Source organism: uncultured Ilumatobacter sp. (assembly GCF_963980585.1).
Taxonomy (GTDB): Bacteria; Actinomycetota; Acidimicrobiia; order Acidimicrobiales; family Ilumatobacteraceae; genus Ilumatobacter_A.
The window spans coordinates 1-26740 of record NZ_CAXCAM010000017.1; the positions used below are offsets into that span (position 1 = coordinate 1).

Annotated in this window: 25 protein-coding genes; 5 read left to right on the plus strand and 20 right to left on the minus strand. The window is 63.7% G+C overall.

Annotation, left to right across the window (positions count from 1 at the left end; all coding sequences use genetic code 11):
* The 12 genes from ACH2DW_RS07345 to ACH2DW_RS07400 all read right to left on the minus strand — a co-directional run.
* A partial coding sequence (locus ACH2DW_RS07345) for a hypothetical protein (protein ID WP_394929082.1) occupies nucleotides 1–247 on the minus strand: 247 nt, incomplete at its 3' end.
* The gene (gene murB, locus ACH2DW_RS07350; RefSeq protein ID WP_394929083.1) at nucleotides 247–1194 is read right to left on the minus strand and encodes a UDP-N-acetylmuramate dehydrogenase; all 948 of its coding nucleotides are present in this window, start codon (nucleotides 1192–1194) and stop codon (nucleotides 247–249) included. The genes ACH2DW_RS07345 and murB, both read right to left, overlap by 1 nt.
* Nucleotide 1195: 1 nt before the next feature.
* Nucleotides 1196–2596 (minus strand): UDP-N-acetylmuramate--L-alanine ligase, encoded by a 1401-nt coding sequence (gene murC, locus ACH2DW_RS07355; RefSeq protein ID WP_394929138.1) that lies wholly within the window; start codon nucleotides 2594–2596, stop codon nucleotides 1196–1198.
* Nucleotides 2596–3741, minus strand: a complete 1146-nt coding sequence (locus tag ACH2DW_RS07360) for a UDP-N-acetylglucosamine--N-acetylmuramyl-(pentapeptide) pyrophosphoryl-undecaprenol N-acetylglucosamine transferase (protein ID WP_394929084.1) — start codon at nucleotides 3739–3741, stop codon at nucleotides 2596–2598. Before ACH2DW_RS07360 ends, murC begins: the two co-directional genes overlap by 1 nt.
* Nucleotides 3741–5045: a putative lipid II flippase FtsW gene (gene ftsW / locus ACH2DW_RS07365; protein ID WP_394929085.1), complete on the minus strand. Its 1305-nt coding sequence runs from the start codon at nucleotides 5043–5045 to the stop codon at nucleotides 3741–3743. The genes ACH2DW_RS07360 and ftsW overlap by 1 nt, the downstream gene beginning before the upstream one ends.
* Complete coding sequence (gene murD, locus ACH2DW_RS07370; protein ID WP_394929086.1) at nucleotides 5042–6433, minus strand: UDP-N-acetylmuramoyl-L-alanine--D-glutamate ligase; 1392 nt, start codon at nucleotides 6431–6433, stop codon at nucleotides 5042–5044. The genes ftsW and murD overlap by 4 nt, the downstream gene beginning before the upstream one ends.
* On the minus strand, nucleotides 6430–7485 hold the full coding sequence (mraY, locus tag ACH2DW_RS07375; protein ID WP_394929087.1) for a phospho-N-acetylmuramoyl-pentapeptide-transferase: 1056 nt from the start codon (nucleotides 7483–7485) through the stop codon (nucleotides 6430–6432). Before mraY ends, murD begins: the two co-directional genes overlap by 4 nt.
* Complete coding sequence (locus ACH2DW_RS07380) at nucleotides 7482–8966, minus strand: UDP-N-acetylmuramoyl-L-alanyl-D-glutamate--2,6-diaminopimelate ligase (RefSeq protein ID WP_394929088.1); 1485 nt, start codon at nucleotides 8964–8966, stop codon at nucleotides 7482–7484. Before ACH2DW_RS07380 ends, mraY begins: the two co-directional genes overlap by 4 nt.
* Nucleotides 8963–10648 (minus strand): peptidoglycan D,D-transpeptidase FtsI family protein, encoded by a 1686-nt coding sequence (locus ACH2DW_RS07385; protein ID WP_394929089.1) that lies wholly within the window; start codon nucleotides 10646–10648, stop codon nucleotides 8963–8965. Before ACH2DW_RS07385 ends, ACH2DW_RS07380 begins: the two co-directional genes overlap by 4 nt.
* A 363-nt stretch (nucleotides 10649–11011) precedes the next feature.
* Entirely contained in the window at nucleotides 11012–11497 is a 486-nt protein-coding gene (locus tag ACH2DW_RS07390; RefSeq protein ID WP_394929090.1) for a hypothetical protein, read from the minus strand.
* A complete protein-coding gene (rsmH, locus tag ACH2DW_RS07395; RefSeq protein WP_394929091.1) occupies nucleotides 11497–12480 on the minus strand; it encodes a 16S rRNA (cytosine(1402)-N(4))-methyltransferase RsmH in 984 nt (327 codons plus the stop codon). The genes ACH2DW_RS07390 and rsmH overlap by 1 nt, the downstream gene beginning before the upstream one ends.
* On the minus strand, nucleotides 12477–12848 hold the full coding sequence (locus tag ACH2DW_RS07400; protein WP_394929092.1) for a division/cell wall cluster transcriptional repressor MraZ: 372 nt from the start codon (nucleotides 12846–12848) through the stop codon (nucleotides 12477–12479). The genes rsmH and ACH2DW_RS07400 overlap by 4 nt, the downstream gene beginning before the upstream one ends.
* Nucleotides 12849–13128: 280 nt before the next feature.
* Between ACH2DW_RS07400 and ACH2DW_RS07405 the strand changes: the two genes are divergently transcribed.
* On the plus strand, nucleotides 13129–14193 hold the full coding sequence (locus ACH2DW_RS07405; protein WP_394929093.1) for a fatty acid desaturase: 1065 nt from the start codon (nucleotides 13129–13131) through the stop codon (nucleotides 14191–14193).
* 8 nt (nucleotides 14194–14201) lie between these two features.
* On the opposite strand, the gene ACH2DW_RS07410 is transcribed toward ACH2DW_RS07405, so the two are convergent.
* From ACH2DW_RS07410 to ACH2DW_RS07425, 4 genes are all read right to left on the minus strand, one after another.
* On the minus strand, nucleotides 14202–14861 hold the full coding sequence (locus ACH2DW_RS07410; protein WP_394929094.1) for a hypothetical protein: 660 nt from the start codon (nucleotides 14859–14861) through the stop codon (nucleotides 14202–14204).
* On the minus strand, nucleotides 14858–15355 hold the full coding sequence (locus ACH2DW_RS07415; protein WP_394929095.1) for an HNH endonuclease: 498 nt from the start codon (nucleotides 15353–15355) through the stop codon (nucleotides 14858–14860). The genes ACH2DW_RS07410 and ACH2DW_RS07415 overlap by 4 nt, the downstream gene beginning before the upstream one ends.
* 320 nt (nucleotides 15356–15675) lie before the next feature.
* Nucleotides 15676–16908 carry an acyl-CoA dehydrogenase family protein gene (locus ACH2DW_RS07420; protein ID WP_394929096.1) on the minus strand — a complete coding sequence of 411 codons (1233 nt, stop codon included), beginning with the start codon at nucleotides 16906–16908 and terminating at the stop codon, nucleotides 15676–15678.
* A gap of 85 nt (nucleotides 16909–16993) precedes the next feature.
* Nucleotides 16994–17848, minus strand: a complete 855-nt coding sequence (locus ACH2DW_RS07425) for an ROK family protein (RefSeq protein ID WP_394929097.1) — start codon at nucleotides 17846–17848, stop codon at nucleotides 16994–16996.
* A 58-nt stretch (nucleotides 17849–17906) separates the two neighbouring features.
* Here ACH2DW_RS07425 and ACH2DW_RS07430 point away from each other — a divergent pair, with 58 nt between their 5' ends.
* The 3 genes from ACH2DW_RS07430 to ACH2DW_RS07440 are packed head-to-tail and all read left to right on the plus strand — an operon-like array spanning nucleotide 17907 to nucleotide 22412.
* Nucleotides 17907–18929, plus strand: a complete 1023-nt coding sequence (locus tag ACH2DW_RS07430) for an AAA family ATPase (RefSeq protein WP_394929098.1) — start codon at nucleotides 17907–17909, stop codon at nucleotides 18927–18929.
* A gap of 37 nt (nucleotides 18930–18966) precedes the next feature.
* Nucleotides 18967–20100, plus strand: a complete 1134-nt coding sequence (locus tag ACH2DW_RS07435) for a DUF58 domain-containing protein (RefSeq protein WP_394929099.1) — start codon at nucleotides 18967–18969, stop codon at nucleotides 20098–20100.
* Nucleotides 20097–22412: a DUF3488 and DUF4129 domain-containing transglutaminase family protein gene (locus ACH2DW_RS07440; RefSeq protein ID WP_394929100.1), complete on the plus strand. Its 2316-nt coding sequence runs from the start codon at nucleotides 20097–20099 to the stop codon at nucleotides 22410–22412. Before ACH2DW_RS07435 ends, ACH2DW_RS07440 begins: the two co-directional genes overlap by 4 nt.
* A gap of 21 nt (nucleotides 22413–22433) precedes the next feature.
* On the opposite strand, the gene ACH2DW_RS07445 is transcribed toward ACH2DW_RS07440, so the two are convergent.
* The 3 genes from ACH2DW_RS07445 to dinB all read right to left on the minus strand — a co-directional run bounded on the left by ACH2DW_RS07445 (nucleotide 22434) and on the right by dinB (nucleotide 25174).
* Nucleotides 22434–22766 carry a DUF3040 domain-containing protein gene (locus tag ACH2DW_RS07445; RefSeq protein WP_394929101.1) on the minus strand — a complete coding sequence of 111 codons (333 nt, stop codon included), beginning with the start codon at nucleotides 22764–22766 and terminating at the stop codon, nucleotides 22434–22436.
* 327 nt (nucleotides 22767–23093) lie between these two features.
* Nucleotides 23094–23921, minus strand: a complete 828-nt coding sequence (locus ACH2DW_RS07450; protein ID WP_394929102.1) for a glycosyltransferase — start codon at nucleotides 23919–23921, stop codon at nucleotides 23094–23096.
* On the minus strand, nucleotides 23918–25174 hold the full coding sequence (gene dinB / locus ACH2DW_RS07455; RefSeq protein WP_394929103.1) for a DNA polymerase IV: 1257 nt from the start codon (nucleotides 25172–25174) through the stop codon (nucleotides 23918–23920). Before dinB ends, ACH2DW_RS07450 begins: the two co-directional genes overlap by 4 nt.
* A gap of 286 nt (nucleotides 25175–25460) precedes the next feature.
* On the opposite strand from dinB, the gene ACH2DW_RS07460 reads away from it, so the two are divergent.
* Nucleotides 25461–25967, plus strand: coding sequence for a hypothetical protein (locus tag ACH2DW_RS07460; protein ID WP_394929104.1), 507 nt, complete (start codon nucleotides 25461–25463; stop codon nucleotides 25965–25967).
* Here ACH2DW_RS07460 and ACH2DW_RS07465 read toward each other — a convergent pair.
* Nucleotides 25912–26430: an LLM class flavin-dependent oxidoreductase gene (locus ACH2DW_RS07465; protein ID WP_394929105.1), complete on the minus strand. Its 519-nt coding sequence runs from the start codon at nucleotides 26428–26430 to the stop codon at nucleotides 25912–25914. The two genes, ACH2DW_RS07460 and ACH2DW_RS07465, sit on opposite strands and share 56 nt — an antisense overlap.
* Nucleotides 26431–26740 lie beyond the last annotated feature (310 nt).

Consider the following 26740-nt stretch of genomic DNA (forward strand, 5'->3'; position numbering starts at 1 on the left):
CCCGTTCGTCAACCCGTTCGTCAAGGAGTCCGCTGAGCGGATCGACCGCGGTCTGTTCCGTGTCGTCGTCGTCAGAGATCAGCGCCGCATTGTCATCTCGGGCCGCATCCTGCCCCTCGTGCTGCTTGTCCGCTGTACCAAACGCCCGCGACAACTCGTCGAGCACGGAGTCCTCGGTGCGCACTCGTTCGCTCGCCGGTGTCGGCTCGCCAACGTGATTCTCGGCAGGTTTCTTGCGTCCGAACATCAGAAGTCGTCCTCGAAGCCGATCAACCTGATCTCACTGCGCAATCGCCAGCCCGAAGCAGCTTCGACTCGATCACGGACAAGACGCATCAGCGCTCGAACATCATCGGCGCTGCCGTTCTCGTCGGCCTGAATAAAGTTGGCGTGCTTCTCCGAGACGGTTGCCGACCCGTGCCGAAAGCCGCGGAGGCCGGCGCTGTCGATCAATGCGCCGCAGGTCACTTCGCCAGGTACCGGGTTGACGAACACCGATCCGGCATTCTGCCCACCGGGCTGATTGGCCCGACGCCACTGCACGATCTCACTGAGTTCACCTTCGGCGGCCTCTCGACTACCGGGTGCGAGCTGCACGGTCGCGTCGATGATCAACTGGGTCGGCGAGAGCCCGCTGCCGCGGAAACGCAACCCGAGTTGTTCGACATCCATCGACTGCACGATGTCACCGTTTGGGTCATCAGCGAGGTCAGCCAGCGTGACCGATGTCAGTGACGCCGACATATCCGATCCATGTCCGCCTGCATTCATTCGCACGGCGCCCCCGACCGAGCCCGGCACGCCGACCGCCCACTCGAATCCAGTCAAGCCCGCCGATGCGATACGGCGCGCCAAGACCGGAAGGAGGACGCCACTTCCCGCCGTCACGGTTGATGTCTCAGTGTCGATCTCGATGTCGTTGCAGATATCCGCGATCGAGAGAGCAACCCCACGGAAGCCGGCGTCGGCGACGAGCAGATTCGACCCACGCCCGATGACCAGAAGAGGAAGTCCAGAAACGTGGAGCGCTGTGGCGACGGTCGGGATCTGATCACGAGCAGTGAGACGGACAAACAGATCGGCCGAGCCACCCACGCGGTACGTGGTCATGGGGCCGATCGGCACGTCCCGCGCCGCTAACGGCCCCAGCAGTTCCGCAGCGCGTGCGACCGCCTGCTCATGGTTCGATTCCATGTCAGGCCGATCTTCGGGCATCGAGGACTTCTGACGGGAACGATGCGATGTCGCCACATCCCATCGAAATAACAACGTCGCCCGATCGAGCTTCGCCGGCGACAAACGACACCAGGTCGGAGCGGCTGGGGAGCCAAATAACACGTCTGCCCGGGTGCGCCTCGGTGACGGCGTTGACGATCAGCTTGCCGGTGATCCCCGGAATGGGCGTCGTTCCAGAGGCGAAGATATCGGTGAGCACGACGAGGTCGGCCTGGCCGAATGCATCGGCATAGTCACGCCAGATCTCTGAGATGCGGTTGAAGCGATTGGGCTGGAAGACGGCGATAACGCGATTCCAGCCATCGCCGCTCTCGCGCGCTCCGGTGAGGACCGAGTCGATTTCGGTCGGCAAGTGGGCGTAGTCGTCAACGAAAGTTGCTCCGCCGTCAACGCCGCGAACGTCGAACCGCCGGGCCACCCCACCGAACTTGGCCAGTGCTGCGGCGATGTCGGCAAACTCAACGCCGATCTCCAAGGCCATCGCAGTGGCCGCGAGTGCGTTGCGCACATTGTAAATGCCGCGCATCGGCAGATGAATCGCGCCGAGCCGGTCCATACCGCTCGCTGAGCGCCGTTCGACTTCGAACGTGAACGATCCGTCGGCGGCTTCGATGTCGACCGCACGAACGTCTGCGTCGCTGCCGAGGCCAAACGTGATGGCACCGCACTTGGCGCCAAGCCGACGGGTCACGTCGTCGTCAGCATTGACGATTTTCGGTCCGGGGATTTGCGCCAGATACGTATCAAAGCTGTCGACGATGCCATCGAAGCTGCCGTAGTGGTCGAGATGGTCGGTCTCGATGTTGGTGATAATCGTGCCGTACAACGGCAACTCAAGATGCGTGCCGTCGCTCTCGTCGGCTTCAACGACGAGCCACTCCCCGCCCGACCAGTGCGCACCCGTACCGACATCGGTGACATCGCCTCCAACGATGAAGCTTGGCCGCAGGCGTGCTTCGGCCAGCATCAACATCAGCATGGACGTGGTCGTGGTCTTGCCGTGCGTCCCCGCGACGGCCAGCGACTTGGCCCGCGCGCAGATCGAGGCGAGCATGCCGGCGCGTCGGAGGACGGTGACGCCCGTGGTGCGGGCTTCGTCAAGTTCGATGTTGTGCGCCGGGATAGCGGTCGATGCAGTAACGGCGTCGACACCGTGAACGTAGTTGCGATCGTGCCCCACGTGCACTCGCGCCTGCGCTGCACGAACTCGTTCGAGAACAGGGTGCTCGCGCAGGTCGCTGCCGGACACGTCATGTCCCATCTCGGCGAGGGCGATGGCAATGGCACTCATGCCCGGTCCGCCAATGCCGACGACGTGCAGGCGGTGTGGAATCGAAAGGTCAAGCGGCGGGGCAGGCATCACGATGCAGCAGATGTTAGAGCGACACGCTCGATCAACGCTGCCAATGCGCCAGATCGATGAACATCACCCCGCGAGCTGGCCCCAGCACTGAGTTGGGAGAGTGCTGCCGGGTCGGTGCGCAACCGTTCGATCGTGTCAGCGAGTCCGACTCCGGGATGATCCAAGTTCTGCTCGGCAAGCAGCACCGCCCCACCCTGCTCGCTGAGCCATTCGACGTTGTCGGTCTGGTGATCGTCAGCCGCATTCGGCCACGGCACCAGGATTGCTGGCGTCCCTGTGACGGCAACTTCGTGCACTGTGCTCGCCCCACCGCGTCCGATGAGTAGATCGGCAGCGGCATAGACCGACGGCATGTCATCTTCGTAGCCAACGAGTTGGTGGAGCACGCCCGGTCCGTCGGCAGCACCGTTGCCGACCCGATCAATCCCGTCCACAAAGCGATCACCGGCTACTTGTCGGACGGCGAGTTGGCTGTCGTGAGCGTGCTGTTCCAAGTAGTCAGCCACCGCTCCGTTCAAGACGCCGGACCCCTGCGACCCGCCCATGACCGCCACGACGAAGCGATCTTCCGGAAGCCCCAGACGAGCGCGCGCCGCAGCGCGGCTTGCCACCCGATCGACATCGAAGATCGCCTGACGCACTGGTGCGCCCGTGATCTCGGCCCGTGGGAGCGGCGAGTTCTCAAACGCAACGGCACATGCCACCGCACGGCGCGCCGACAGTCGGCTGGCTCGTCCGGGCGTCCGGTCATAGGAGACCACGACGACGGGCACCTTCAGGCGGCGCGCAGCGAAGACCGACGGCACGCTGGCGTATCCGCCGACCGATACGACAACGGAGGGACGGCTGGCACGGAGGTCCTTGATTGCCTGGCGGGTACTGCGGATCAGCTTCGGGACGAAGCCGAGATTGCGACGAGTCACACTGCGCTGTAGTCCGATGACGTCATAAAACCGGTGCGGGAACGGGGTGCCGGGCAGCAGCCGAGTCTCGATCCCGCGTTCGCATCCCGCATAGACGATGCTCGCTGGATCATGTCCGCGTGCCACCAGCGCTTCGGCCACAGCCAGAGCGGGGAGCACGTGGCCGGCCGTGCCACCACCAGTCACGACAGCGAACGTTGCGCTCGGCGATTCGGTCATCAGCGACGAGGCACGCGCCGAGCGACGCTCAGCAATAATCCCGCAGCAAACATGCTGACGAAGAGCGAACTACCGCCTGCGGAGAAGAAGGGCAGCGTCAGACCGGTGACGGGCATCAAACCCGTCACACCACCGAGGTTGACGATCGCTTGCACCCCGAACCAGGCCGAGATACCGCCGGCAAGCAGCATTCCGAAACGATCGGGAGCAGCCAACGCCGTCTGCACGCCAAAGGCCACGAGCACGATGAAGCCACCGACCACTGCCGCTGCTCCGATCATGCCGAGTTCATCGGCGATGATCGAAAAGATGAAGTCACTGTGCGCATACGGAAGGAAGCCGGTCTTGGCCCGGCTCCCGCCGATACCGGATCCGGTGAGGCCACCGTTCGCGATGCTGACCAGTCCCTGATACACCTGATACGACTCAAACTCTTTGTGGGCTTCGATGTCGGTGAAGGCCGTGAATCGACTGAGCCGCCGCGGGCTGGACACGACAAAGATCAGCGCACCGGCGATCGCAACGAACCCCAACATCGAGATTTGGCGCATCGGCAGTCCGGCAATCCACGCGACGCTCAGCACGATTGCACCGATCACGATGGCCGATCCGAGGTCACCCTGCACCAAGCAGAGTGCCGCAGCGAGTCCGGCAATCGCGGCGACGGGAAGCACGGTGCGAGTGGGGTCTGCCATCCCGCGCTCGCGGCGTGTCAGCAGGTCAGCAGCAACGATGACCACCACAAGTTTGAGGAACTCCGACGGCTGCATCGAGAACCCGCCGACGCGGATCCACGAACGAGCACCGTTGATGCTGACCCCAAGGCCAGGCACGAAGGGTGCTGCCATCGCTCCCACGCCGAGCACCGCAAGGGGGATCGTGAGCGGACGCCACACGGTGTACGGCACCTGCGTGGCGAAGATCATCCCAATGAGACCGAATCCCGCCCACATCGCCTGCCTCCCGAAGACGGCGTAAGGCGAGTTGCCGACGTTGACCTGGGTGATCGCTGATGCGGAGAGCACCATCACGAGTCCAAGCATCACGAACACTGCGACGATGCCGGCAATGACGTAGAACGTGCCGGGTGGCGGGCCGAGTTTCCCGCGGGTCGTCCAGGCGGATTTCGTTGCCTGCCGAGCCGGCTGCAACAGCGGCCGACGGCGTGCTGGAAGCGTCTTCGAGCGCAGGGACTTCGCAGTCTGCGACTTCACACGCGCGGCGGACCGCGCCGGCGCCGCCGACGCAGTGCGGCGTTCGAGCGCCGCCCGACGGCGGTCGGCAACGGTGAGTGTTGATGTCATGCAGAGACCTCCTGCGAAAGAGCGGCGACCAAGCGGCGAAAGGTGTCGCCACGCACTTCGAAACTTGCAAACTGATCGAGGCTGGCGCACCCCGGGGAAAGCAGAACGACATCGCCATCGCCGGCCCACTCGGCCGCCTGTGTCACGGCGCGTTCAAGGGTCTGCACATCGACAACCCGTTCGGCATTGACGCCTGCAGCGATGAACAATTCAACGATGTTTGGCGCTGTTGCACCCAGACCGATCACCCCTGCGAAGCGTTCGGGCTCGGCGGCCATCGATGACAGGGCTACGCCCTTGTCCGCTCCTCCGGCGATCAACACAATCCGTTCGAACGACCTGATTGCGGCGGCCGCGGCGTGCGGTGTCGTGGCCTTCGAGTCGTTGTACCAATCGATGCCGTTGATCGTCGCGATGCGTTCCAATCGGTGCGGCGGACCGACGAACGTTGCGAGACCACTGGCAACGGCGGCCGCGTCGGCGAGCCCAGTCTCGAGCACCAGCGCCGATGCAGCCAACGCGTTGGTGACGTCATGAGGCAGCCGTCGTCGCAGCGATCGCAGCGGCGCAATGGTCCCGTTGGGGCCGACCAGCGTTGCATTCTCGACTCGGTAGTCCGCATCGGGTCCGCCGAAGCTGCACTGCCTCCCAGGGGCTTGAGCCAGCCATGCCATCACGACGGGGTCCTCGGCGAAGCCAATCGCAACATCAGCAGCGGTCTGGTTGGCGAAGACCTGCGCCTTGGCAGCCTCGTATGCGTTCATGGACCGGTGCCAGTTCAGGTGATCCGGTTGCAGGTTGAGCCATGCAGCGGCATCGGCCCGGAATGTCGGGGTCCAAGCGAGGCGGAAGCTGCTGCACTCGACGACGAAAGCGTCGTAGCGTTCGTTGCCAACCTCGTCAACGGCATCAAGAGCGTCAACGAGAGGCGTGTCGGTGTTCCCTGCGTCAATCGAGCGAACGCCGGCTGCTTCGAGCAGGTGAACGGCAAGCTTGGACGTTGTGGTCTTGCCATCGGTTGCGGTGACTGCGAGCATCCGGCGGGGGCCACCCGGACGTTGCTGTTCCCACCGGTAAGCCAGTTCAATCTCTGAGACGATCTCGATGCCGCGAGCGAGCGCAGCTTCGATGATGGGATGCGTCTCTGGCACGCCGGGCGCCGGGCAGAGCATCGAGCAGCCGTCAAGCAGTTCGTCGACGGACCGGACTGAGGAATCGATCAGCTCCACACCGAGTTCAGTGGCAGTCGCAAGGCGTTCTGGTGTGATCGTGTCATCGGCGGCGATGACGTCATGTCCATGGCGAAGCAGGGCGCGCACGGTCGACACACCGGCGACGGCCAGGCCGTAGACCAGCGCCTTCGGACGGTTGTCGGGACGGGCGCTCATGGAACTCTGAGACCGCCGGCGACGTTGGTGAAGTCGGCGATAAAGATCGCAACAGCCGTGGCGATGGAGATGCCGGACAGGAGCCAGAATCGAATGATCACCGTGGTTTCGGGCCAGCCAATGAGCTCGAAGTGATGGTGGATCGGCGACATCCGGAAGAGGCGTTTGGTCCGACCCGATGCCTTGAACACGACCATCTGAATGGCGACCGACCCTGCTTCCATCACGTTGATGCCACAAATCAGGATGATCAGGAGCATGGTGTTGGTGGTCAGAGCGAGAAAGGCGAGTGCGGAGCCGATGGCCAAGGCCCCGACATCGCCCATGAAGATGCGCGCCGGTGCAGCGTTCCACCACAGAAAGCCGAGACAACCACCGGCAAACGCGGCGGCAAACACACCCATGTCGAGCGGGTTGACCGCGCCGTCGTAGACATCGGGATTACGGAACAGCCAGTAGCCGATCAGAGCGAACGCTCCGAAGCCCATCAGCGCGGAACCAGCGGCAAGGCCGTCGAGACCGTCGGTGACATTCACCGCGTTGGTCGTTGCCCAGATAATGGCGCCAGCGAACAGCACCCACACGATCGTCGGCACCTCGATGCCGATCTCTGGGCGGGTAATCGAGATCGTCTCAGAGATACCGGTACCGATGACGAGGAACCACGCCATGGCGAAGCTGGCAAGCATGGTGATGTAGTTCTTCTGCTTCCAGAAAATGCCGCGGTTGTGCCGTTTACGCACCTTGATGTAGTCGTCGAGGAAGCCCATGGCAGCGAGAAAGAGCACGCCACCCCACACGATCATTGTTTGATTGGAAAATGCGAGGTCTCGGACGTGGGCGACGACCCAGCCGACAAATGCGGCCACGACGATCGCAATCCCGCCCATCGTCGGTGTGCCCTGCTTGACCATGTGATGTTCGGGCCCGTGGTCCTCCTTGCCGAGGATCGGTTGGCCCTGTCCGCGAGTCTGAAAAAAGACGATGAGGTATCGAGTACCGAAGAGCGAGACGAGTGTCGACACCGCGGTGGCGATCATGATGGCGATCACGAGAGATCCATGCTTTCTGGGGTTGTCATGTCCAGGAACGAGCGAGCGACGGCCCGGTCGTCGAACGCCACGACGTTGCCGCCGAGGTCCTGTGTTTGTTCGTGACCCTTGCCCGCAATGACGACGATGTCACCCGGGCGGGCCACGTCGAGTGCAGTACCGATCGCCAGGCGCCGATCGGGTTGGGAGACGACATGGTCACGGTAGTGGTCGTCGACACCCTCGTTGATGTCATTGATGATCGACATCGGGTTCTCGGTTCGCGGATTGTCGGAGGTGATGATCACCCGATCTGCGCCCGCCGCCGCAGCTGCCCCCATTGCGGGGCGCTTGGCATGATCCCGATCGCCGCCGCAGCCGAACACAACGATCACCGCTGCGTCGCTCGCGACAACCGAACGAGCTGCGGCGAGCACTTCGGCGAGTCCATCAGGAGTGTGGGCATAGTCGACGACCACCGAGAACGGCATCCGGCTGCCGTGAGATGAGCCGATGCTCTCGAAGCGGCCCGGAACGACCGGGAGACCACTCAGAGCCGATGCCGCGATTGCCGGCTCGACGCCCAACGCCACCGCGGATTCGAGCGCGGCCAACGAGTTTGAGACATTGAAGTCACCACCAATTGCAACCGAGACGTCATGGCCACGCCACCGATAGTCGATCGAGGTGGCGGTCACCCGCACATCGGTGAGATCAGAGGTACTGAAGGGGATCACCGTGATGTCCTCATCGCTGGACGTGACCACATCGACGAGCAGCCGACCATGCGTGTCATCTGTGTTGATCAACGCAAGCGGTGTGAACTCGGACCGAAACAGCGACGCCTTGGCCCTGAAGTATTCCTCAGGAGTTCCGTGCAGGTCGAGGTGATCGTGTCCCAGGTTGGTGAAGACGACCGCATCAAACCGCGTCCCGTCAACACGGTGGAGTGCAAGCGCGTGCGACGAGACTTCAAGCACCGCAGCTTGGTGGCCCTCGGCCACGAAGTGTGCGAGCGTTGCCTGGAGTTCCGGCGCCTCGGGTGTCGTGCGGAGACCGTGCAGCGTGCCGATGATGCCCGTTGCCCACTGATTCGCTTCGAAGACCGCGGCGAGCATCGCACAGACGGTGGTCTTGCCGTTGGTCCCGGTCACGCCGACAGTCCTCAACGCGGATGATGGCTCACCTGCAACAAGCGCGCTGATCGGACCCAACCGGCGCCGAGCACTGTCGACGACAATCTGTGGCACGCCGGACAGCTCGGGTTGGGTCAATTCACGCTCAACCAACAGCGCTGTGGCGCCCGCCTGGACTGCGTCAACGGCGAATTCGTGTCCGTCCGCTCGATCGCCGACGAGGCAGGCGAACAACGTGCCAACCTGGACCTGGCGCGAGTCATGCGTGACCGAGGTGACGACGACCGCGGTGGCGTCAGTGCTGGACGGAACGAGCACGGCGTCTGCTACCTCCAGCAGGGCCATGATGCGACCGACTTCGGTCATTCCTGACATCCGGTGCTGCCAGGTGCGGGCTGGATTCCCAACTCATGGATGAGCGTGGGGACAAGGGCGGCAAAGACCGGCGCAGCGGCGGTGCCACCGAAACGATCATTCGTGCCTGCTGGCGGTTCATCGACCGAGACGAGCACAGTGACCTGCGGGTCGTCGGCCGGGAAGAATCCGACGAAACTCGCGTAGTAGATCCGCTGGCCCTGCTCGTTGTAGTACGTGCCATTTGGCGCCGCCTTGAACGCCGTTCCGGTCTTGCCCGCAATGGGCAGGTTGTCGACCTGTGCCCGCGTCGCAGTGCCCTCACACACGACTCGCTGCATCATGGCGGCGGTCTGGTTTGCGGCTTGCTCGGACACAACCCGTCGGCTCGGGGCGTCTGGAGCCGGGGTCTGCGTACCGTCAGGTCCGACGACCGCTCGCACGAGCTTGGGTGCCACGTAGATTCCGCCATTGGCGATGACGTTGACCGCTGCCGCGAGTTGGAGTGACGTGCTCGAGACTCCCTGGCCATACGACACCGTCACCCGCTCGGAGCCCCACAGTTCGTCCGGCGCCTTGAGGATGCCGTCCGACTCACCAGGGAAGTCCAGTGCTGTTTTCTCGCCGAGGCCGAAGTCCGTCATGTATTCGTGATGTTCGAATCGCCCCAGGGCTTGCTGCACCATGATCGTGCCGATGTTCGACGACTCAGTGAGAATGTCGGACACGGTGAGATAGAGGTCAGGGTGTTCGTGGCTGTCCTTGAGCAAGTCGTCCGCGTACTGCTTGCGCCACGGCACCGTGAACGCCGTGTCGGGCGTGACCGCTCCAGCGTCAAGCGCTCCAGCCACGGTGATGACCTTCGCGACCGAGCCCGGCTCATACGCGTCGACCGCTGCAAAGTTTCCGTTCGTGACTGCATAGCCACCCGTGTCGTCGTCACGTCGCACCGAGGCCATGCCGAGGACCTCACCCGTTGGTGTGTCCAATGCGATGACGGTGCCGCCCTTCGCCCCGATGCGCTCGAGTTGGGCGAGCAGCACCTGCTCGGTGGAGAACTGAATCGAGCGATCGAGCGTGAGGACGAGGTCGTCGCCGTCGACCGGCGCCTGGGCGATCGACTCCGAACCGGCAATCGTGCGCTGCTTCGGGTCGACTTCGCGCGTCATCGAGCCGCTCGTTCCGGTGAGGACATCCTCGTACTGCTTTTCGAGCCCGGCGATGCCCTCGCCGTCGATGTTGGTTCGACCGAGCACGCTCCGACCGGTGTCGCCACCCGGCATCTCTCGACGCGACTCGTCGTCGACGTTGACACCCGCGTGACCCAGGTCGCGAATGAACTGTCCGATATTGGCGTCGATCTGCCGAGCGACATAGACGAACCCGCGGTCTTTGCGAGCAATTTCGTCGAGGAGGTCAGCGCGCTTCTCGTCGGAGAGTTCGAGCAGGTTGTCGAGGTCGTTGACGACCACGGCTCCATCGACGATGAGCTTCGGGTTGATCGAGATCGATGCAGCCGGCACAGACATCGCGAGTTCGTTGCCGTGACGATCGAACATTGTGCCCCGCTGAGCGGGCAGCGTGTAGGAACGCGTCCATTGATCAGCACCGGCAGACCGCAGGCTGTCGGCTTCCTTGGTTTGCAAGTATCCGACGCGAGCGATGATGCCGCACAGGATCAACGCGATGACCACCAGCGCCAACCGAAGTCGACGTTGCGGCAAACCGACACCGCGCTCAGCTGCCCGCTGGTCTGGCTTGGGGGCTCGAACGTTCCGCCGTGACCGCTGCTGGGACCGTTTTGATGCGCGAGGCTTTGATGGGCGAGAGGGCGAGCTGGATGCCGTGCGTTGACTTGGCCCGACCGGCGAGTGCCGGAGATCGCGTCGGGCGCGCTCCCCTGTCCGCTTGGTCGCCGGGCTCTGCGCTCGCCCCGACGCAGCACGCTTCGATGCGACGGTGCCGCGCACGGGTGTCTGCGATGACGAGCGACGAGTTGATGAATGTGTGCTTCGAGGAGTGGATCCGTGTGTGCGAGTCGCCATGTTCAGGTGCTCCTAGGGCTGGCCCGCTGAGACGCGCTTGACGTCGCTGAACTGTTCAAGTGGATCGGTGTCGATGATCACATCGCGCGACTGATCGTCGACAACGCCCGCTGCAGCAAGTTGCCGTGCGAGCTGCCATGGATCGAGTTCGACGAACGTGCCGGTGTCGCCCGGACCCATACCGAGATCATCTGCAGCAGCCGCCAGGCGGACCGGGGAACGCAGTTCGGCGCGCCGGTGACGGAGCTCGTCGAACCGCTCACGCTCGTCGTTGACAGACCGCTCGAGTACCCCGATGCGAATCTGCCGCTCGGCGAGTTGTGTATGGAAGACCGCCGCCCCGAGCATGCCGGCGAGGACTGCGAGCAACGCGAAGCTGCCCAAGACAGCGGGCCAGCGGCGGCGCGGCGCGGGTGAAAGCGTCAGAGCCGGGCGATGTTCGGCGGGCTTCGGCGTACGCCGCGCACTCACCGCGCTGTTCCGCAAGGGAACCGCCATCAGATCGTTCCCACCGGTTGGCCATCTGACTTGCGGACTGTTTCGATCCGTTCGACAACGCGGAGGCGGGCTGAAGCGGCTCGACGATTCGACGAACGCTCCTCATCCGACGCACGCTTCGGGACGCCGCGCACAATCCGTACGGTCTGGACGGCACCGCACACACACGGCAGGTCGTACGGGCAGTCACACGCGCCGGCAGCGACGGCAAACCGTTCCTTGACGATGCGGTCTTCTCCCGAGTGATACGACAGCACCACGACTCGTCCACCGGGGACCGTGGCCTCAACTGCCTGGTCGAGTGCGTCGGGCAGGACATCAAGCTCTCCATTGACCTCGATGCGGATGGCCTGGAATGTGCGCTTGGCAGGATGGCCGCCACTCCGGCGCGCAGGCGCCGGAATGGCGTTCGTGACCGCCTCCGCGAGTTGGGAGGTGGTGGCGATGGGGCGGGCAGCGACAATTGCTGCTGCGATTCGTCGAGCGAACTTTTCGTCGCCGTACTTCTTGATGATCCGGGAGAGTTCTCGCTCGTCATACCCGTTCACGACGTCGGAAGCGGACCATTGCTGTTCGCTGTTCATCCGCATATCGAGTGGACCATCGTTGCGATATGAGAACCCCCGGTCACCGCGATCAAGCTGCGGCGACGAGACACCAAGGTCGAAAAGTGCGCCGCTGATCTCGGTGATCTGATGGTCGGCAAGCGCGTCGTCAAACTCGTTGAATCTGCGATGGCTGGTCCTGAGCCGCTTGCGTTGACTCTTCAGGCGTTCGATAGCTGCACTGAGCGCGTCGGTGTCCTGGTCGATGCCGAGAACGTCGAGGTGGGGATGAGCCTCGAGAATCGATGCAGCATGTCCGCCACCGCCGAGAGTGGCGTCGACGACCGTGCCTGCTGGCACATCGGCGAAGAGCTGAGTGATCTCGGTCAGCATGACGGGGCGGTGTTCGAAATCGTTCGAGGGTGCCGGGGCGCTCATGATGCGTCACCCGTGAGTTCGTTACTTCCGTTGTCGCGGTGTCTTGCATATGCCGCGGGTTCCCAGATTTCGACATGGTCGAGGTCGCCGAGCACAACGATGGCCGACTGCGGCTTGATCCCGGCGTATGTACGAAGTTCCGGGGAGAGGGTGACTCGACCCTGCTTGTCGATCGATGCTTCACTCGCCGAAGCAGCGAACGCACGCTGTCGGTCGCGAGTCGCTTCACCGCGCTTGACACGAGCGATCAAGTCAGTTGCTTCGTCTTTGAACGAGTCGACGCTGCGGATGCTGACGCAACCGTCCTCGCCGGAAAAGAGGTAACACAGATCGCCGAGGGGATGTCGAAAGGTCGGCGGCAGTGCCACTCGTCCTCGATCATCGAGCTGTCGCTCGTGCACCCCGACAAACACCGGTTGCGTCTCGTTCCTGCCATCTCCCCCGGGATGGGCCTGTTACTGCTGGTGAACGAGGGAGATCTCCCCAGCGCGCCCCATTGTGCCCCCATTAAGCCCCACCGTCAACCATCTCCCCCCATTATTTCCCCAAGCACCCCCATGAACTCCCCCGCACCTCCCCGATCACCGGATTCCCGACAGAGGATTCTGGCCCTACCTACCGGTCGGTCGGGCGCGTACCGTTCCTGCAATGGACTCCGCCGCGCCCCAGACCCTGCCGCGTCAGCGCAAGCGATCGCTCAACGACGTCCGGGCGGTGATCCCTGCCACGTGCTACGAGAAGTCCAACACCAAGGCGTGGCTGGCTCTCGCGCAAGGCGCAGTCCTCTACATCGCTCCACTCACGCTGCTCGTGCTGACCACGCAATGGTGGGCGATCCCACTCCTCTGGCTGGCCGTGGGCCTCGCCATCGCCGGGCTCTTCGTACTTGGCCACGACGCCTCCCATGGCGCACTCTTCGACTCGAAACGGATGAATCGATTCGTCGCCCGCAGCTGCATGGCGCCAAGCGCTCACGTCGAAGCAGCTTGGAACCTCGGCCACAATCGCATCCACCACGGCTATACCACGCGGGAAGGATTCGACTTCGTGTGGCACCCCACTACCGTCGAACAGTTCGCGCAGATGGGCACACTCGGGCGGCTTCGCCACCGATTCGAATGGTCACTCCTCGGCTCAGGCGCGTACTACCTACGTGTGGTGTGGTGGGAAAAGATGTGGCGCTTCGCTGCAGCCGGCAAGAACCGCAGCGCAATCCGACGGGACAAGTTCGTGTTGGGGCCGGCGCTGGCGCTCGTCCTCACGGTCCCCGTGCTCTTCGGAGCGACACAGGGCGGGCTCCTTGGAGCCATCTGGCTACCCATCAAGTTGGTGGTGGTGCCATTTCTGATCTTCGTCCACATCATTGGGTGGACCGTCTACGTTCACCACGTATCGCCCGACATTCGCTGGTGGTCGCGTCGCGAGTGGTCCCAGTTCGCAGGACAAATGGAGTCGACGACCATCTTGAGGATGCCGCGCCTGATCAACCGACTGTGGTTCCACAACATCTTCGTCCATATCCCACATCACGTCGATGCCCGCATTCCCTTCCATCAGCTTCCCCAGGCGGCCACCGCGATCGCGAGCGAGTACCCCGACACGGTCAAGGTCGAGCGCTTCTCGATCGTCGACTACGCGCGAGCAACACGATCCTGCAAGCTCTACGACTTCGAGGCGGGTTGTTGGCTTCCGTATTCTGCAGCCGCTGCCTGACACTCACTTCACAATGATCGAGCGAATCCACTGAGCACAGACCGCACATCATCGGGGTCAAGGGTGGCAACCGGGGTCAACTCCTCGACCGCTGGACGCCCGACAGCGTCGAGCAACCCGACAAGGCGAGCCGGGTCGTAGCTGCGATACCAACAACACTGCAGGCGCGAGGCCGCTCTGGTGCGGCGTTGACTGATGCCCACAAGTTTGCGACCGTCGACGAGCACCTCGCCGGGGCCGAGTCCGTCGAAACAGATCAGCGTCGACCACGGCGTCGAAACCATGCCCGGACCCTTGACCGTGGTCTCGCCATCGATCACCGGCGCAAGGAACTGACCCAACCGCTCCCCGAGCCACAACATCGGCGCGTGCACATCGCCGCCCAGTCCGGCGACGGCACCGGTGGGCACGATGACGTCGAACCACACAACCTCATCGGGGATCAACAGGACCGCCCCTCCCCCGCTTCGTCGACGAACGATCTCGATGCTCGCTTCGGCACACGCAGTTTCGTCGACGACATGCTCGACCCGCTGCGTTGAACCAAGCACCAACGCTGGCTCGGTCAGCCGGTTCCACCACACCTGTGGCGCGGCGCTGTCAGGGAGTTCGCGACCGTGAAACCTTCGTGGCGATTCGGCGAACTCGATGAGTTCGAACTGCGTCACGATGCGAGCGGCAAGTACCGGCGCCACGTGTCGGGCACCGAGTTCACCGACACCACCACCCATGCCGTTGAGCGCGGCGCACGGCATGGTCGAGCGAGCCGCATACCGGCCTCCTCCGGCGTGCGATCTCGCTTCGTCAGATTGCACGGCTTACATGCCGCCGCGACGTTCTCCCAGTGATGGCCACCGCCGCGCGAACGCGGAAAGACGTGATCGATCGAGTCGGCGTGCGCACCGCAGTATTGGCAACGATGTTCGTCACGGGCGAAAATTGCTCGACGCGACACAGCGCTGCGGCGCACGTAAGGCACCTTCACCATGTACCGCAACCTGATCACAGAGGGTTGCGCGAAGTCGAGCCTCTCGGAATGCAGCACGATGCCGTCGTCTTCGAGCATTTCAGCCTTCTCAGACAGCACAAGACAGGTAGCCCGGCGGGCAGACACGACGGACAGCGGCTCATAGCTGGCATTGAGAACGAGCGCGCTGTGCATGGCCGGACCCTACTGAGCAGCCCACATGCCGGCGACGGCGGTTATCTCGTACGGTCCCATTCCCGACACCATTGCAGGTATTTCACCACATCGTCAGACTCAGGTCGATGCGCGGCGTCGCCGTATTGGGTCACGAGTCGGAATTCGAGGTAGGCCCCGGACGGAACCGGCAGGAATGGACGACGCTTCCACCACCCTGGCGCAGCGGTTCGGCGAGCCTGACGAATCGCTGTCGGCCACAGACCGGGCCGGCGGACAAGACCGCCGAGCGCGCTGATCACTGTTCGCAATTCATTGGGCCAGACTTCACCGCACCAGAGCTATTTCGCGGGTGCCGGCGGGCGAGGCTCCTTCGGGAGACCAAGGATCATCTCGCCGATGATGTTGCGTTGAATCTGCGACGATCCAGCGTAAATCGTTCCGGCACGAGCGTTCAGGAACGTACCAATCCAGGATGACGGATCGTTCAGCGCGCCCGAATCGTCCGAACCGAACGACGACGGGGGCTTGCGGCCTTCCCAGTGCAACGCGTCGGCGCCAAGAATGTCCATGGCCAGCTCAGTGACAACCTTGTGGTATTCGCTCCACTGCAGTTTGCCAATGGCAGCGTCGGGGCCCGGGTGATGCCCGGCCAGGAACTGCGTGAGCACACGTTGACCGAGGAAGCCCATGATCTGAACCCTCGAGTAGCACCATGCCAGCTTCTGGCGGATGACCGGGTCGTCGGCAAGACCGCGGTCCTGCGCCATCTTCAGGAGGCGGGCGAACTCACCCTTGAAGCGGATTGGACCGGTTGCTGCGGCTTCGCCGCGCTCGTAGCCGAGCAGCGACATGGCGACGGCCCAACCGTTGTTGACACCGCCGATGACGTTCTCCTTCGGGACGCGAGCGTCGGTGTAGAACACCTCGTTGAACTCGCTGTCGCCTGAGATCATCTTGATCGGGCGGACTTCGATGCCCGGCTGGTCCATCGGCACCAGGAGGAACGAAATTCCCTTGTGCTTCGGCGAGTCGGGGTCGGTGCGGGCAAGGGTGAAGATGTGGTCAGCGAGGTGACCCGCAGAGGTCCAGATCTTCTGACCGTTCAGCACCCACTCGTCACCGTCGAGTTCGGCTTTCAGACCAACGTTGCCAAGGTCAGAGCCAGCGTCGGGCTCGGAGTAGCCCTGACACCAGGTGTCCTCACCCTTGAGCAGGCGGGGCAGGTAGTGCGCCTTCTGCTCGTCGGTGCCCCACACAAGAATCGTGTTGCCGAGCATCTGGATGCTGAAAGCGTCGTTGGGGCCACCGGTGGGGACGCCCGCCTTGGCGAACTCCTCAGCCAAGATGACCTGCTCGGTCGCGGACAAGCCGGCGCCGCCGAACTCGACCGGCCAACCCGGGGCGAGATAGTTAGCTTCGTAGAGCGTGTTGCGCCATTCGGTGACGAATGTTTCGAGTTCGGCGTCTTGAAGTCTGCCGATCCCGTTCCAGTTTGAGGGGAGCTTCTCAGCGAGGAATGCCTGCACCTTTTCGCGGTAGGCCTCTGCATCTGCGGTGTACGTCGGATCCATGAACGCGACACTAACGGCTGCGGGTTACCGCGCGGTAGCCGAGCGGCGAAACCACGCCCAGCCCACGGACATCAGCCCTCAGCTATCAGCGGAGAGCGAGCGACGCCGCTGCGGTCAGGGGCGACAGACGCTCGTGGGGCTCGATAACCCGGAGCCCTGACAGATTCTTCAGGCGTGACCGCACCGCCAACTCGCGGTGCATCGATTCAAGCATGGGGTCGCCGAGCACATCGATGACGTTGCCCGACAGAAACACTGTGGTCAGGTCGAGGGTCGCGCAGATCGATGCCAGCGCACGGCCAAGCATGATGCCAGTCCGATCAACGATCGGCGACGTTGCGCGCCCCAACGGACGATTCAGTTCGGCTTCAAGCGCAGTGGACGACACGTACGCTTCGAGGCAACCAAGCGCCCCGCATTGACACTCCTTGCCGCCGGGCTCGACGTTCACGTGCGCAATCGCGCCGGCATTGCCCAGCGACCCGGACAATCGCACCCCGTCGATGACGCAGCCGGACTCGACAGTTGTATCGATCTGCACTTTCAGGTAGCTCGACACCCCGGCCGCCTCGCCGAGCCAGCGTTCCGCCTCGGTGACCGCGCCGCCTGCCGTGTCCAGCTCGACGGGCCGCCCGGTCAGGCGTTCGAGGTGCTCGCGAAGCGGAAAGCTCGTCCAAGCTGGCACGAGCGGCGGGGAGACGGTTCCGGCGCGGACGTCGATCGGCCCGGTGCAGCTCACGCCGACGGCACGTGGCGCACCCAGTCCTTCGGGGGCAGCTGCGATGACTCTCCGAATCAACTGCTCGAGGGCCCGCCACACATCACGAGACGGAGTCGTGACGCGGTCGCGGAGCAGCACGGTGCCAGAGGCATCGACGAGACCTGCGGCCAGGCGTGACGGCTCGATGGCAACCGCCAACACGTGGTCTGGTGAACTCATCGACAACGAACGTAGCGCCGACTTCCCCGGCACAACGTTTGCATCTACCCTTTCATTCGTGACGATCGATGTTGGAGCAGACGGAACGCCTACGGCCTCGGACGGGTTCGCCAACGCCTCGGCAACCGCCGCCGACATTGCGCCACGGGGTTTCGCCGCTCTCTTCGACGCCATCACCGCCAACATCGAACAGGCGATTCACGGTAAGACCGAAGCCGTCGAACTCGCCATCATGTGCATGCTGGCCGAGGGCCACCTCCTCGTCGAGGACGTACCTGGCGTCGGCAAGACCAGCTTGGCCAAAGCGTTATCCGCGTCGGTCGACTGCGTATGGAAGCGCGTGCAGTTCACCCCCGACCTGCTGCCGACCGACCTCGTCGGCGTCAGCGTTTATCAGCGGTCCTCCGAGAGCTTCCGCTTTCAAGCCGGCCCGCTCTTCGCCAACATCGTGCTCGCCGACGAAATCAACCGCGCCTCCCCGAAAACGCAATCCGCACTGCTCGAGGCCATGGAAGAACGCCAGGTCACCGTCGACGGCGTGAGCCGCCAGCTTGCGCCGCCCTTCATGGTCATCGCCACGCAAAATCCGGTCGACCAGGAAGGGACCTACCGGCTTCCGGAAAGTCAACTCGACCGCTTCCTTCTTCGGATCTCGATCGGTTACCCGGGCCGCGCCTCCGAGATCCGCATGCTCGATGATCAGGGGTCGGCCAAGGTCCTCTCCGGTCTCGACCCCGTCGTGTCCGCCGAAGAGATCAACGGCATGATCGACGCTGTGCGCACGGTCTACGTCGCGGGCGCGCTGAAGTCGTATCTCGTCGACCTCGCCGAGGCCAGCCGCCACCACCCCGGAATCGAACTGGGACTCTCCCCTCGGGCCACGCTGCAGCTTGCAGCGGCCACTCGCGCTCATGCCGCAGCGCGCGGCCGCAGCTATGCAACGCCCGACGACGTCAAGGCGGTGGGCATCTCGGCATTGGCTCATCGCATCATGGTGCGCACCGATCGTGGGGCTGCCCTCTCCCCAGAGGATGCCGTGCGCGAGGTCTTCGAGGCCGTCGCCGTCCCGGTCGCGCGGTGAACACCTCTTTTAGCGAACAGCGCAGGGCACGGCAGTCGTGCTGACGCGCCAGGGGTGGAACTGCCTGGCCGCTGGGATCATTGCCATCGTCATCGGACGCATCTTCGCCATCGTCGAACTGTTCGTCATCGGCGCCGGCTTCCTTGTCGCCGTCATGGTCGCATTGCTGTTTGTCCGGCTCCGCCGCCCACGCGTTTCGGCAACGCGCTGGGTCCACCCGACCGTGCTCGTCGCGGGTGACACCGGGCGCGTCGACCTGCGACTCGAGTACCAAGACGCCATTCGTTCGACCAGCTTTGAGTTGGCCGAACGGGTCAGTCGAGCCAATGCGACCGATTACGTCGCCCGACTGTCGGTTGCTCCCCTCGCACCGGGCACGCGATCGTCGGCCGGGTACCAACTCCCCACGACGGTCCGAGGCATCGTCCAGCTCGGCCCGCTTGATGTCGAGATTCGTGACCCGCTGGGGATCGCCACGACCACGGCGGTCGCTGCCGGGACCGACTCGGTCACGGTGGCGCCGCGGACGTACCTCCTGAAGATGCCAGTGCTGGGCCAAGGCCAACTCGGACGGCACCTCGTCGTGCAGGCACGCCGGCTTGGACAGGGTGAGTTTCATGGGCTCCGCACCTATGTCGACGGCGATGAGCCACGCTCGATCGATTGGAAGGCCTCGGCACGCTCTGAGAATCTGTTCGTCAAAGAACACACCGTCGAGGGGCTCAAGCGCTGCACCGTAGTGTTCGACGCCAACCCGACTTCGTACCTCGATGCCGATGGCTTCGAACGTGGTGTCACTGCCGCAGCAAGCCTTGTGCACAGTTCCGAGCAGGCCGGACTCACCACACGGTTTGTCACTTCCGGCGGCATTGATCTCCGGGGACCAGAAACTGGTGCCAACACGCTGAGCGTCTTGGCCCGCATCGAGCCCGACTCGTCTCCGCTTGGCCAACTCGACCGCGACCCGGGCGAGGGTCTCGGACTCATCATCCTCGTCACCGGGTCCCACGGGAGCGCTGGGTGGCGCGCGATCCAGGCGATCGTCGATCCGACCTTGACCACCATCGGGGTCACGACCGACGTGCGCTCACGGTCGGCCATTGGGGTCTCGGCGCGCAGTGAAGTCGAGTTCCTCGACACTTGGAGCGCGATCAACGGGGTCGGCGCATGACAATGACCGACGAACGTCCCCCTGCCGTGGCCACATCGCCGCAACCGGGTCGCCCGCAGACGCCCCCACTTCCACCCTCGATTGATGCAAGGCTCGTCACCGAGTTGCTCGCCACCGTCGCGCTGACCGGGTTTTCAATCGCGGTCGCAGCCGGCTACGCACGCGTCTTTGCTGGCTGGCAGTTCTTCGACAACTTCGTCGTGCTCGCTGTCATCGGCCACGCGTTCGGTTTCGTCACCCGCCGGTTGCGTCTCCCTGGCCTCGTAGCGGTTCCGTTGATGATTGCGCTGATGGGCTGGATCATCGCCATCGTCCACTACCGCGATTCCATGTCGCTCCTGGTCCCAACGGGCGACACTGTCGAACTCTTCCGCCAAGAGATTGAACTCGTTCGCCAGCAGTTCCGAACTGCGGTGGCACCGGTGATCTACGGAGGCGGCTGGGACGTACTCGCCGCAATCGGGATCGCTCTGACCGTCATACTCTCCGACGCATTCGCGTTCCGAGCATTCGCTCGTGCCGAAGCCCTCATGCCTGGTGGCGTGCTGTTCGTCTTCATCGCTGCGCTCGGGGCCGATCGCAGCAGGGTCGCGCTGGCCACAGCGCTCGTGTTCGCCGGCGTGGTGGCCACGGTTGCCCTGCGCGCCCACCACGCTCCGCAGCGCACTACGGTCATCGGCTCACGACGTTCGCCGATTCGTCGCATCGTCCCCGTTGCGCTCGGCATGGCGGCGGTCGTGGCCGTGGCCGCCTCTTTCATCGGGCCACGCCTGCCTGGCGCTGACGCTGACCCCATTTACGAGACGCGTGGCGGGAACGGCGGCAGCGTCACAAATGTCATCAGCCCGTTGGTCGATATTCGCTCGCGGCTCACGAATCGGTCGAACGCCGAGTTGTTCTCCGTCCGCGCCGACTTCGCGTCGTACTGGCGACTCTCTGCGCTCGCCCGTTTCAACGGCACTGAGTGGGGCCTCCCCGAACGCTCTCTCACCAGCGCCGACGGTGAACTCTCCACTGCCCGGGCAGGCGCGAACGAACTCCGTCAAGAATTCACGATCGCGGCGTTGGGCGAGAAGTTCGTACCCACCGCTCCCGACCCTGTCGCTGCCTCCCCGCAGGACGGACTCCGTTGGAATGCTGACTCATCCACGCTCCTGAAGACCGACGGCGACCTTGTCGCCGGCAACACATTCGATATCGTCTCGGCCTCACCGCGCTTCGATCTCGCGACCCTCCAAACTGCCACAAGCACCGACGCTGGGGACCCGATCTACCTCGAACTTCCCGACGACTTCCCTTCGTCGGTCGGCGAACTGGCCCGCAGCGTCACCGCTGATTCGTTGACTCCATACGAAGCCGCAATCACGCTGCAGGATTGGTTCCGCAGTGAGTTTGACTACAGCCTCGAGGTGCAGGCCGGCCACAGCAATAGCGCCATCGAGGGTTTCCTCCGCGACCGTGTCGGGTACTGCGAGCAGTTCGCCGGGACCTACGCGGCGATGATGCGGACGATTGGCATACCCGCCCGAGTGGCGGTCGGGTTCACGCCGGGAAACTTCAATGGTGAGCGATACTCGGTACTGGGCAAGAACGCCCACGCCTGGCCAGAGGTCTGGTTCGACGAACTCGGCTGGGTTCCCTTTGAACCCACTCCGGGCCGAGGCGCCCCGGGTGCCGAGAACTACACCAACGTCGCGCCTGAACAGGACGCGACGGGAATCGACCCCGATTCACTCCCCGACGAGTCACCCGCAGGCGCAGCACCCGACGTCGAGGTCTCACCGCCGACCACCGTCGCCGGACCAGCCGCAACGACACCCGATGGCCTCCCTATCGACCCCAGCACCATTGATCAGTTCGATGATTTCGCTGGAGGTGCGGGCGGGACCGCCAATGAGAAGAACAACTCGTTCCCGACCGGCCGCTTCATCGCGCTGCTGTTGGTCGGTCTGGCACTCGCCGCCCCCGAACTCGTACGACGGTGGCGCCGCCATCGTGTGCCTGCCGACACCGCAGCTGCCATCTCGCTGCTATGGCGTCAATCCGTGGACGACCTCCGCGAGATCGGGGTCCGCCCCGCAGCATCGCTGACTCCGATTGAATACGCTGGGGTCGCAGCCAGCACATTCCCCGTCATCGCGCGGCCTTTCGGCTCGCTGGCCGCGGTCATCACCGAAGTGTCGTACGCACCGAACGGTTCGTCGCATCAGATCGACGAGTGCCGCCAATGGAAACGCCAGATCGAGCGAGCGGTCAAGGATTCGCTCTCGCCGCTGGCGCGTGTTCGACGGTACTTCACCCAGCTGTCGTAAGCGCCGAGACGAGCGTCTGGTTCAGGAGTCTTCTTTGTCCCGGGAGACCGGCCGGCGGCTGGCGTTGAGCCAGGCCGAGATCGGCAACTGCCCGAGTCGGTCGCGTCCGACCAGGCGCAGCTCGGATTCGAGCATGACTGCCATGACCAGAACGAGCACAAAACCAGCGAAGGCGACGACGAAGCTGACGGCCAGGCCGCCGATGGTGATCGCAAGGCCAAGCAGCAGTCCGAGGACGAGCAGAAGCGAACGACGTCGCGGTACTCGATACCCCTTCTGCGCAAAGGTGGGGTCCTGCTGAAGTTCCTCTTCGATCTGGCGAAGAATGCGCTGTTCGTTCTCGGAGAGCGGCACGCTCTCATCATCGCACGTTCGCGGTCGATCCTCAACGCGGGAACCGAGATCATCGCGAGTCCCACGCGTCACATGTCGATCGACGGGGCGGTCGGCACCGCAGGAAGACCCGCCGCCGCATGGCGCTCGCCAGTATCGGTGCCCCATGGCCTGCCTCCAAGAAACTCTGCAAGTCCGTTCTGAAACGCCCCTTCTCAGACGTCCTGGAGTCACGACGTGATCCGGCCTGCGGGAAGCAACTTCCACGGCCGATTCGGGATGGGCGTGGGCGGCGAGAGCGTCGACGGGGTTGCGACCGACTCAGCGAGGTCGACGCTGGAGCCAAGATCAGGACGTGATCAGCTGCGCGAGGGTGCCAGCGGGGAGTAACCGCTCCGCGCAGATTCGCCCGATGCACTCCCAGTAATAGCCGGTGAAGGTGTGCAGCAATGGTGCCGATGGTGCCGATCCAATCGGCACCATCGCAAACTCGGACCGGAACATGACCTCGCGCGCATCGTAGAACGCGGACCGCCGGGCGCCCGAGGCTCCCAAAACGATCGCAGCACACACCTCTTCGCTGATGTGCGTGTTCGAACACGGATATTCCGCCGGCTTGGTGACGAAGTTCAAGGCCACCGACACGAACCGGTCGAGCATCGCTGCGACCTCTCGGTGGAATCCTGATCGGAACAGCATCACGCCGGTGTTGAACACCGGCCAGATGTCGTACCCGGAGGCACGCCCGATCCGGTCCATTGCGGCCCAGTCAACGACGTCACCGCCACGGCCACAGCGCGTCTCCTCGCGGGCCACGAAGTCGGCATCCTGCTCGAAGAACCTTTCGACGTCATCAAAGAGCACGGTGTCGGCATCGAGAAACAACACCTCGTCGACGTCGGGGACGTATTCGAGCGCATGCCACTTGGCGAAGAATGCTCCGCCGGCGCCGCCTGCAAGCGGTGGCGCAGCGACGACCTCCAGCCCTGGGGCCGAGCTGAGGAGATCGCCAGCATCGGCCCGATCGCTGGAGAACACCACACAGCAGACCGGAATCGAGTCGTTGAACGCCCGCAATGACCGAACGCTGTTGACGACCATCTTTTCGTAGAGAACTGGGCCCGACACGGCATAGACGACCAAACGTCGCTTCGGGTCGGCTGCCGAGTGGCTCACTGATCCGGCCCCCACTGCTGCCCGCCCCGTTTCACGTTGCGCACCTCTCCCCCGCGTACTGCGCTCGCCGGCCCGATCGCGTCGGCGCCGAACCGATCTCGAATCTCATCCAATGCAGCATCGGTCGCTCCGTGAGCGGGTGCATCTTCGGCGGCTTCATCGAGCGTCATCTGATGGAACACTGGGCCGAGATTTGATCCGGACACACCGAGCAGTCGAATGCCTGGCGACGGGTCAATCGTCTCCATAATCGGCTCCAACATCTCCATGATCACCGCAGCACTGTCGCTCGCTTCCCTGCTCGTCGTCGATCGGGTGATCGTGTGAAACCCGTCATCGAACCGGATCTTGAGTTGGAGCGTTCGTGCGCCCACACCTGCCTGGCGCAACCGGCTCGCAACCGCGTCAGTGAGACGTACGAGGTTGGTTCGCATCTCGGAAACACTGTGCAAGTTTTGTGCGTACGTCTCCTCGTGCCCGATCGACTTGGCGTCGCGGTCGACCTCGACGGGGCGGTCGTCGAAACCGGTCGACAGAGCAATGAGATGGTCGGCTTGGTTCCGCCCGAGCGCAGCGGCAACAACGGTGGGGTCAACGCGATGCAGATCCGCCACGTGCGCAATTCCCAGACGGTGAAGGCGTTCGAGCGTGGCCGGCCCCACGCCCCACAGTCGTTGGACGGCAAGCGGATCGAGGAACGCCTGCTCGGCATCGGGGGCCACGACCATGACGCCACGGCCCGGTTCGATGCGGTCCGGCAATGCCCTCGGTTTTGCCTCGACCGACGCCAGCTTCGCCAGAAACTTGTTTGATGCAACTCCGATGCAACAACCCAACTCGAGCTCGGCGCGCACGTCGTCGCGAATCTTCCAAGCAATGTCCTCTCCACTCCCGAATAGTCGTCGCGATCCGGTCACGTCGAGAAAGGCCTCATCGAGTGACAGCGGCTCGACGAGTGGCGTGTACCGATCGAAGATCTCGCGTACCTGGGCGCTGACCTTCCGGTACAGCTCATGGTCGCCGGGCAAGAAGATCGCATGAGGACAGCGACGGCGAGCGATCGAGGATGGCAATGCCGAGTGCACACCAAAGCGCCGAGCCTCATACGACGCTGCAGCAACGACACCACGGTTCCCGGTACCGCCCACGACCACGGGCTTGCCCGCCAGTTCGGGATGGCGAAGCAATTCAACTGAGACGAAGAAGGCATCCATGTCGGCGTGCAAAATAGATCGCTCCCCGCCTGACCTCACGCAATCAACCTAGTACCGCGCCCGGCAACGTTGCCCCCTGCCTCACCGTTGCTTCGGAGACACGCGGCTGCCAGCAATGGGCGGGATCTCTGCAGCGTCCCGAGGGCGCCCGCGGCGCCATACTTCGCCGGCTATCGGGCGGGGTCAGTCCAGTCACAATCAGACCGCGTTCCCGCCGGCCGATTCCCGAATCGACTACGAGCGACGCCAGAACGCCGCCGACGGCAAGGAGGTGAACGAACAGGACTGAAGGGGCCAGCGACCGGTCGTCGACTATGGCAGCGTCATGCAACTCAAGCAGGATCTCGTGGCAAATCTGCCTGACGTGTCGTCGCTGCGCGACTTCGGCGGGTGCTACATCGTTGAGGGTCGATACTTGCTGGAGCCCGCCAAAGCGCTCGGAGCGAGTTTTGTGAGCATGGTCGATCACGGAGACATGTCGGCGTATCAGGCGCGTGCCGACGATGCAGCAATGCACCTTCCCGACGCCCGATTCGAGGCAGTGAATGCCAATTTCCGTTATCCCGCGGCATATGTCGGGCTCGAACCCGTCGACGCGTCGATCCTCTTTGAGGTCCTCTTACACCAGGAGAACTACAGCGAGGTTGTCCGCAATGTGACCAACACTTCTACCAAGTTTGTCTGTGTCGCTCAGCCTTGCCTTCGCGAGGAGTGGTTCCCACTACCGGCCAGTTCCACGCTGCTCCAGTTCTGGGACGAGGAACTCAAAGATGAGATCAGGCGCGGCAGCAACCAGCATCGGCGGCAGCCCGCAGCCCTCGGGGGCCGTTGACCCCCATGATCCAGGGAACCTCGATCGGACGTTCCACTGCTTGCCCAGGCCAGTGCAACATGCGCACCGATTGTCCGTCCACCTCAATGTCTTCGCCCCGCAAGAGCGCACGAATATCGTCGACCATGCCTGGGAAGTGTTTCCAACTCAGTGGCTTTTGTCCCATTGCCCGACGACCCGTGAAGCCGGTGCCAGCTCCCACGATGACGCGATCTGGACCCACCAGCCCGACAAGGGTGGCGATAGCCGCCGCCGCCATGGGGTGACGAAGCGATGGAATCATCACGCCGGGTCCCAAGCGGATTCGCTCGGTGCGAACTGCGGCGAGCGCGAGCGTCATCCAACAGTCGAGTTGCAGCGCTGGCGTGTCGTAAACACATGCGGTCTCGAAGCCAAGTTCTTCGGCGAGCACAATGTGGTCGGGGGTCTGCGGGACCGGCGGAAACGCGCAACTGATCTTCATGCAGACACCCTTTCACGTGACCTGGCTGCGGTGTTTACCGGATCTTGCACTCTCACCGAGTCTGCTCGGCATATCGAGCGCCCGATAATCACGGCGGCTGCTCGTCAGCCGAACACGGTCGGTGGTCGCGTTATGTGCGGCCTGTTGCCCGGGTCGAGCCGCACACTTCGCCGGTTATCGGGTGGGTGGCTGAGTTGTAGTTCGAGTGTGGCCATGACTAGCCGGGACCAAGCAGTCGATGAGCGCGTCGCACGGGCGGTGACCGCGGGACTGTTGGCCTAATACTCACAGCACACTTCGCGGGAAGCCG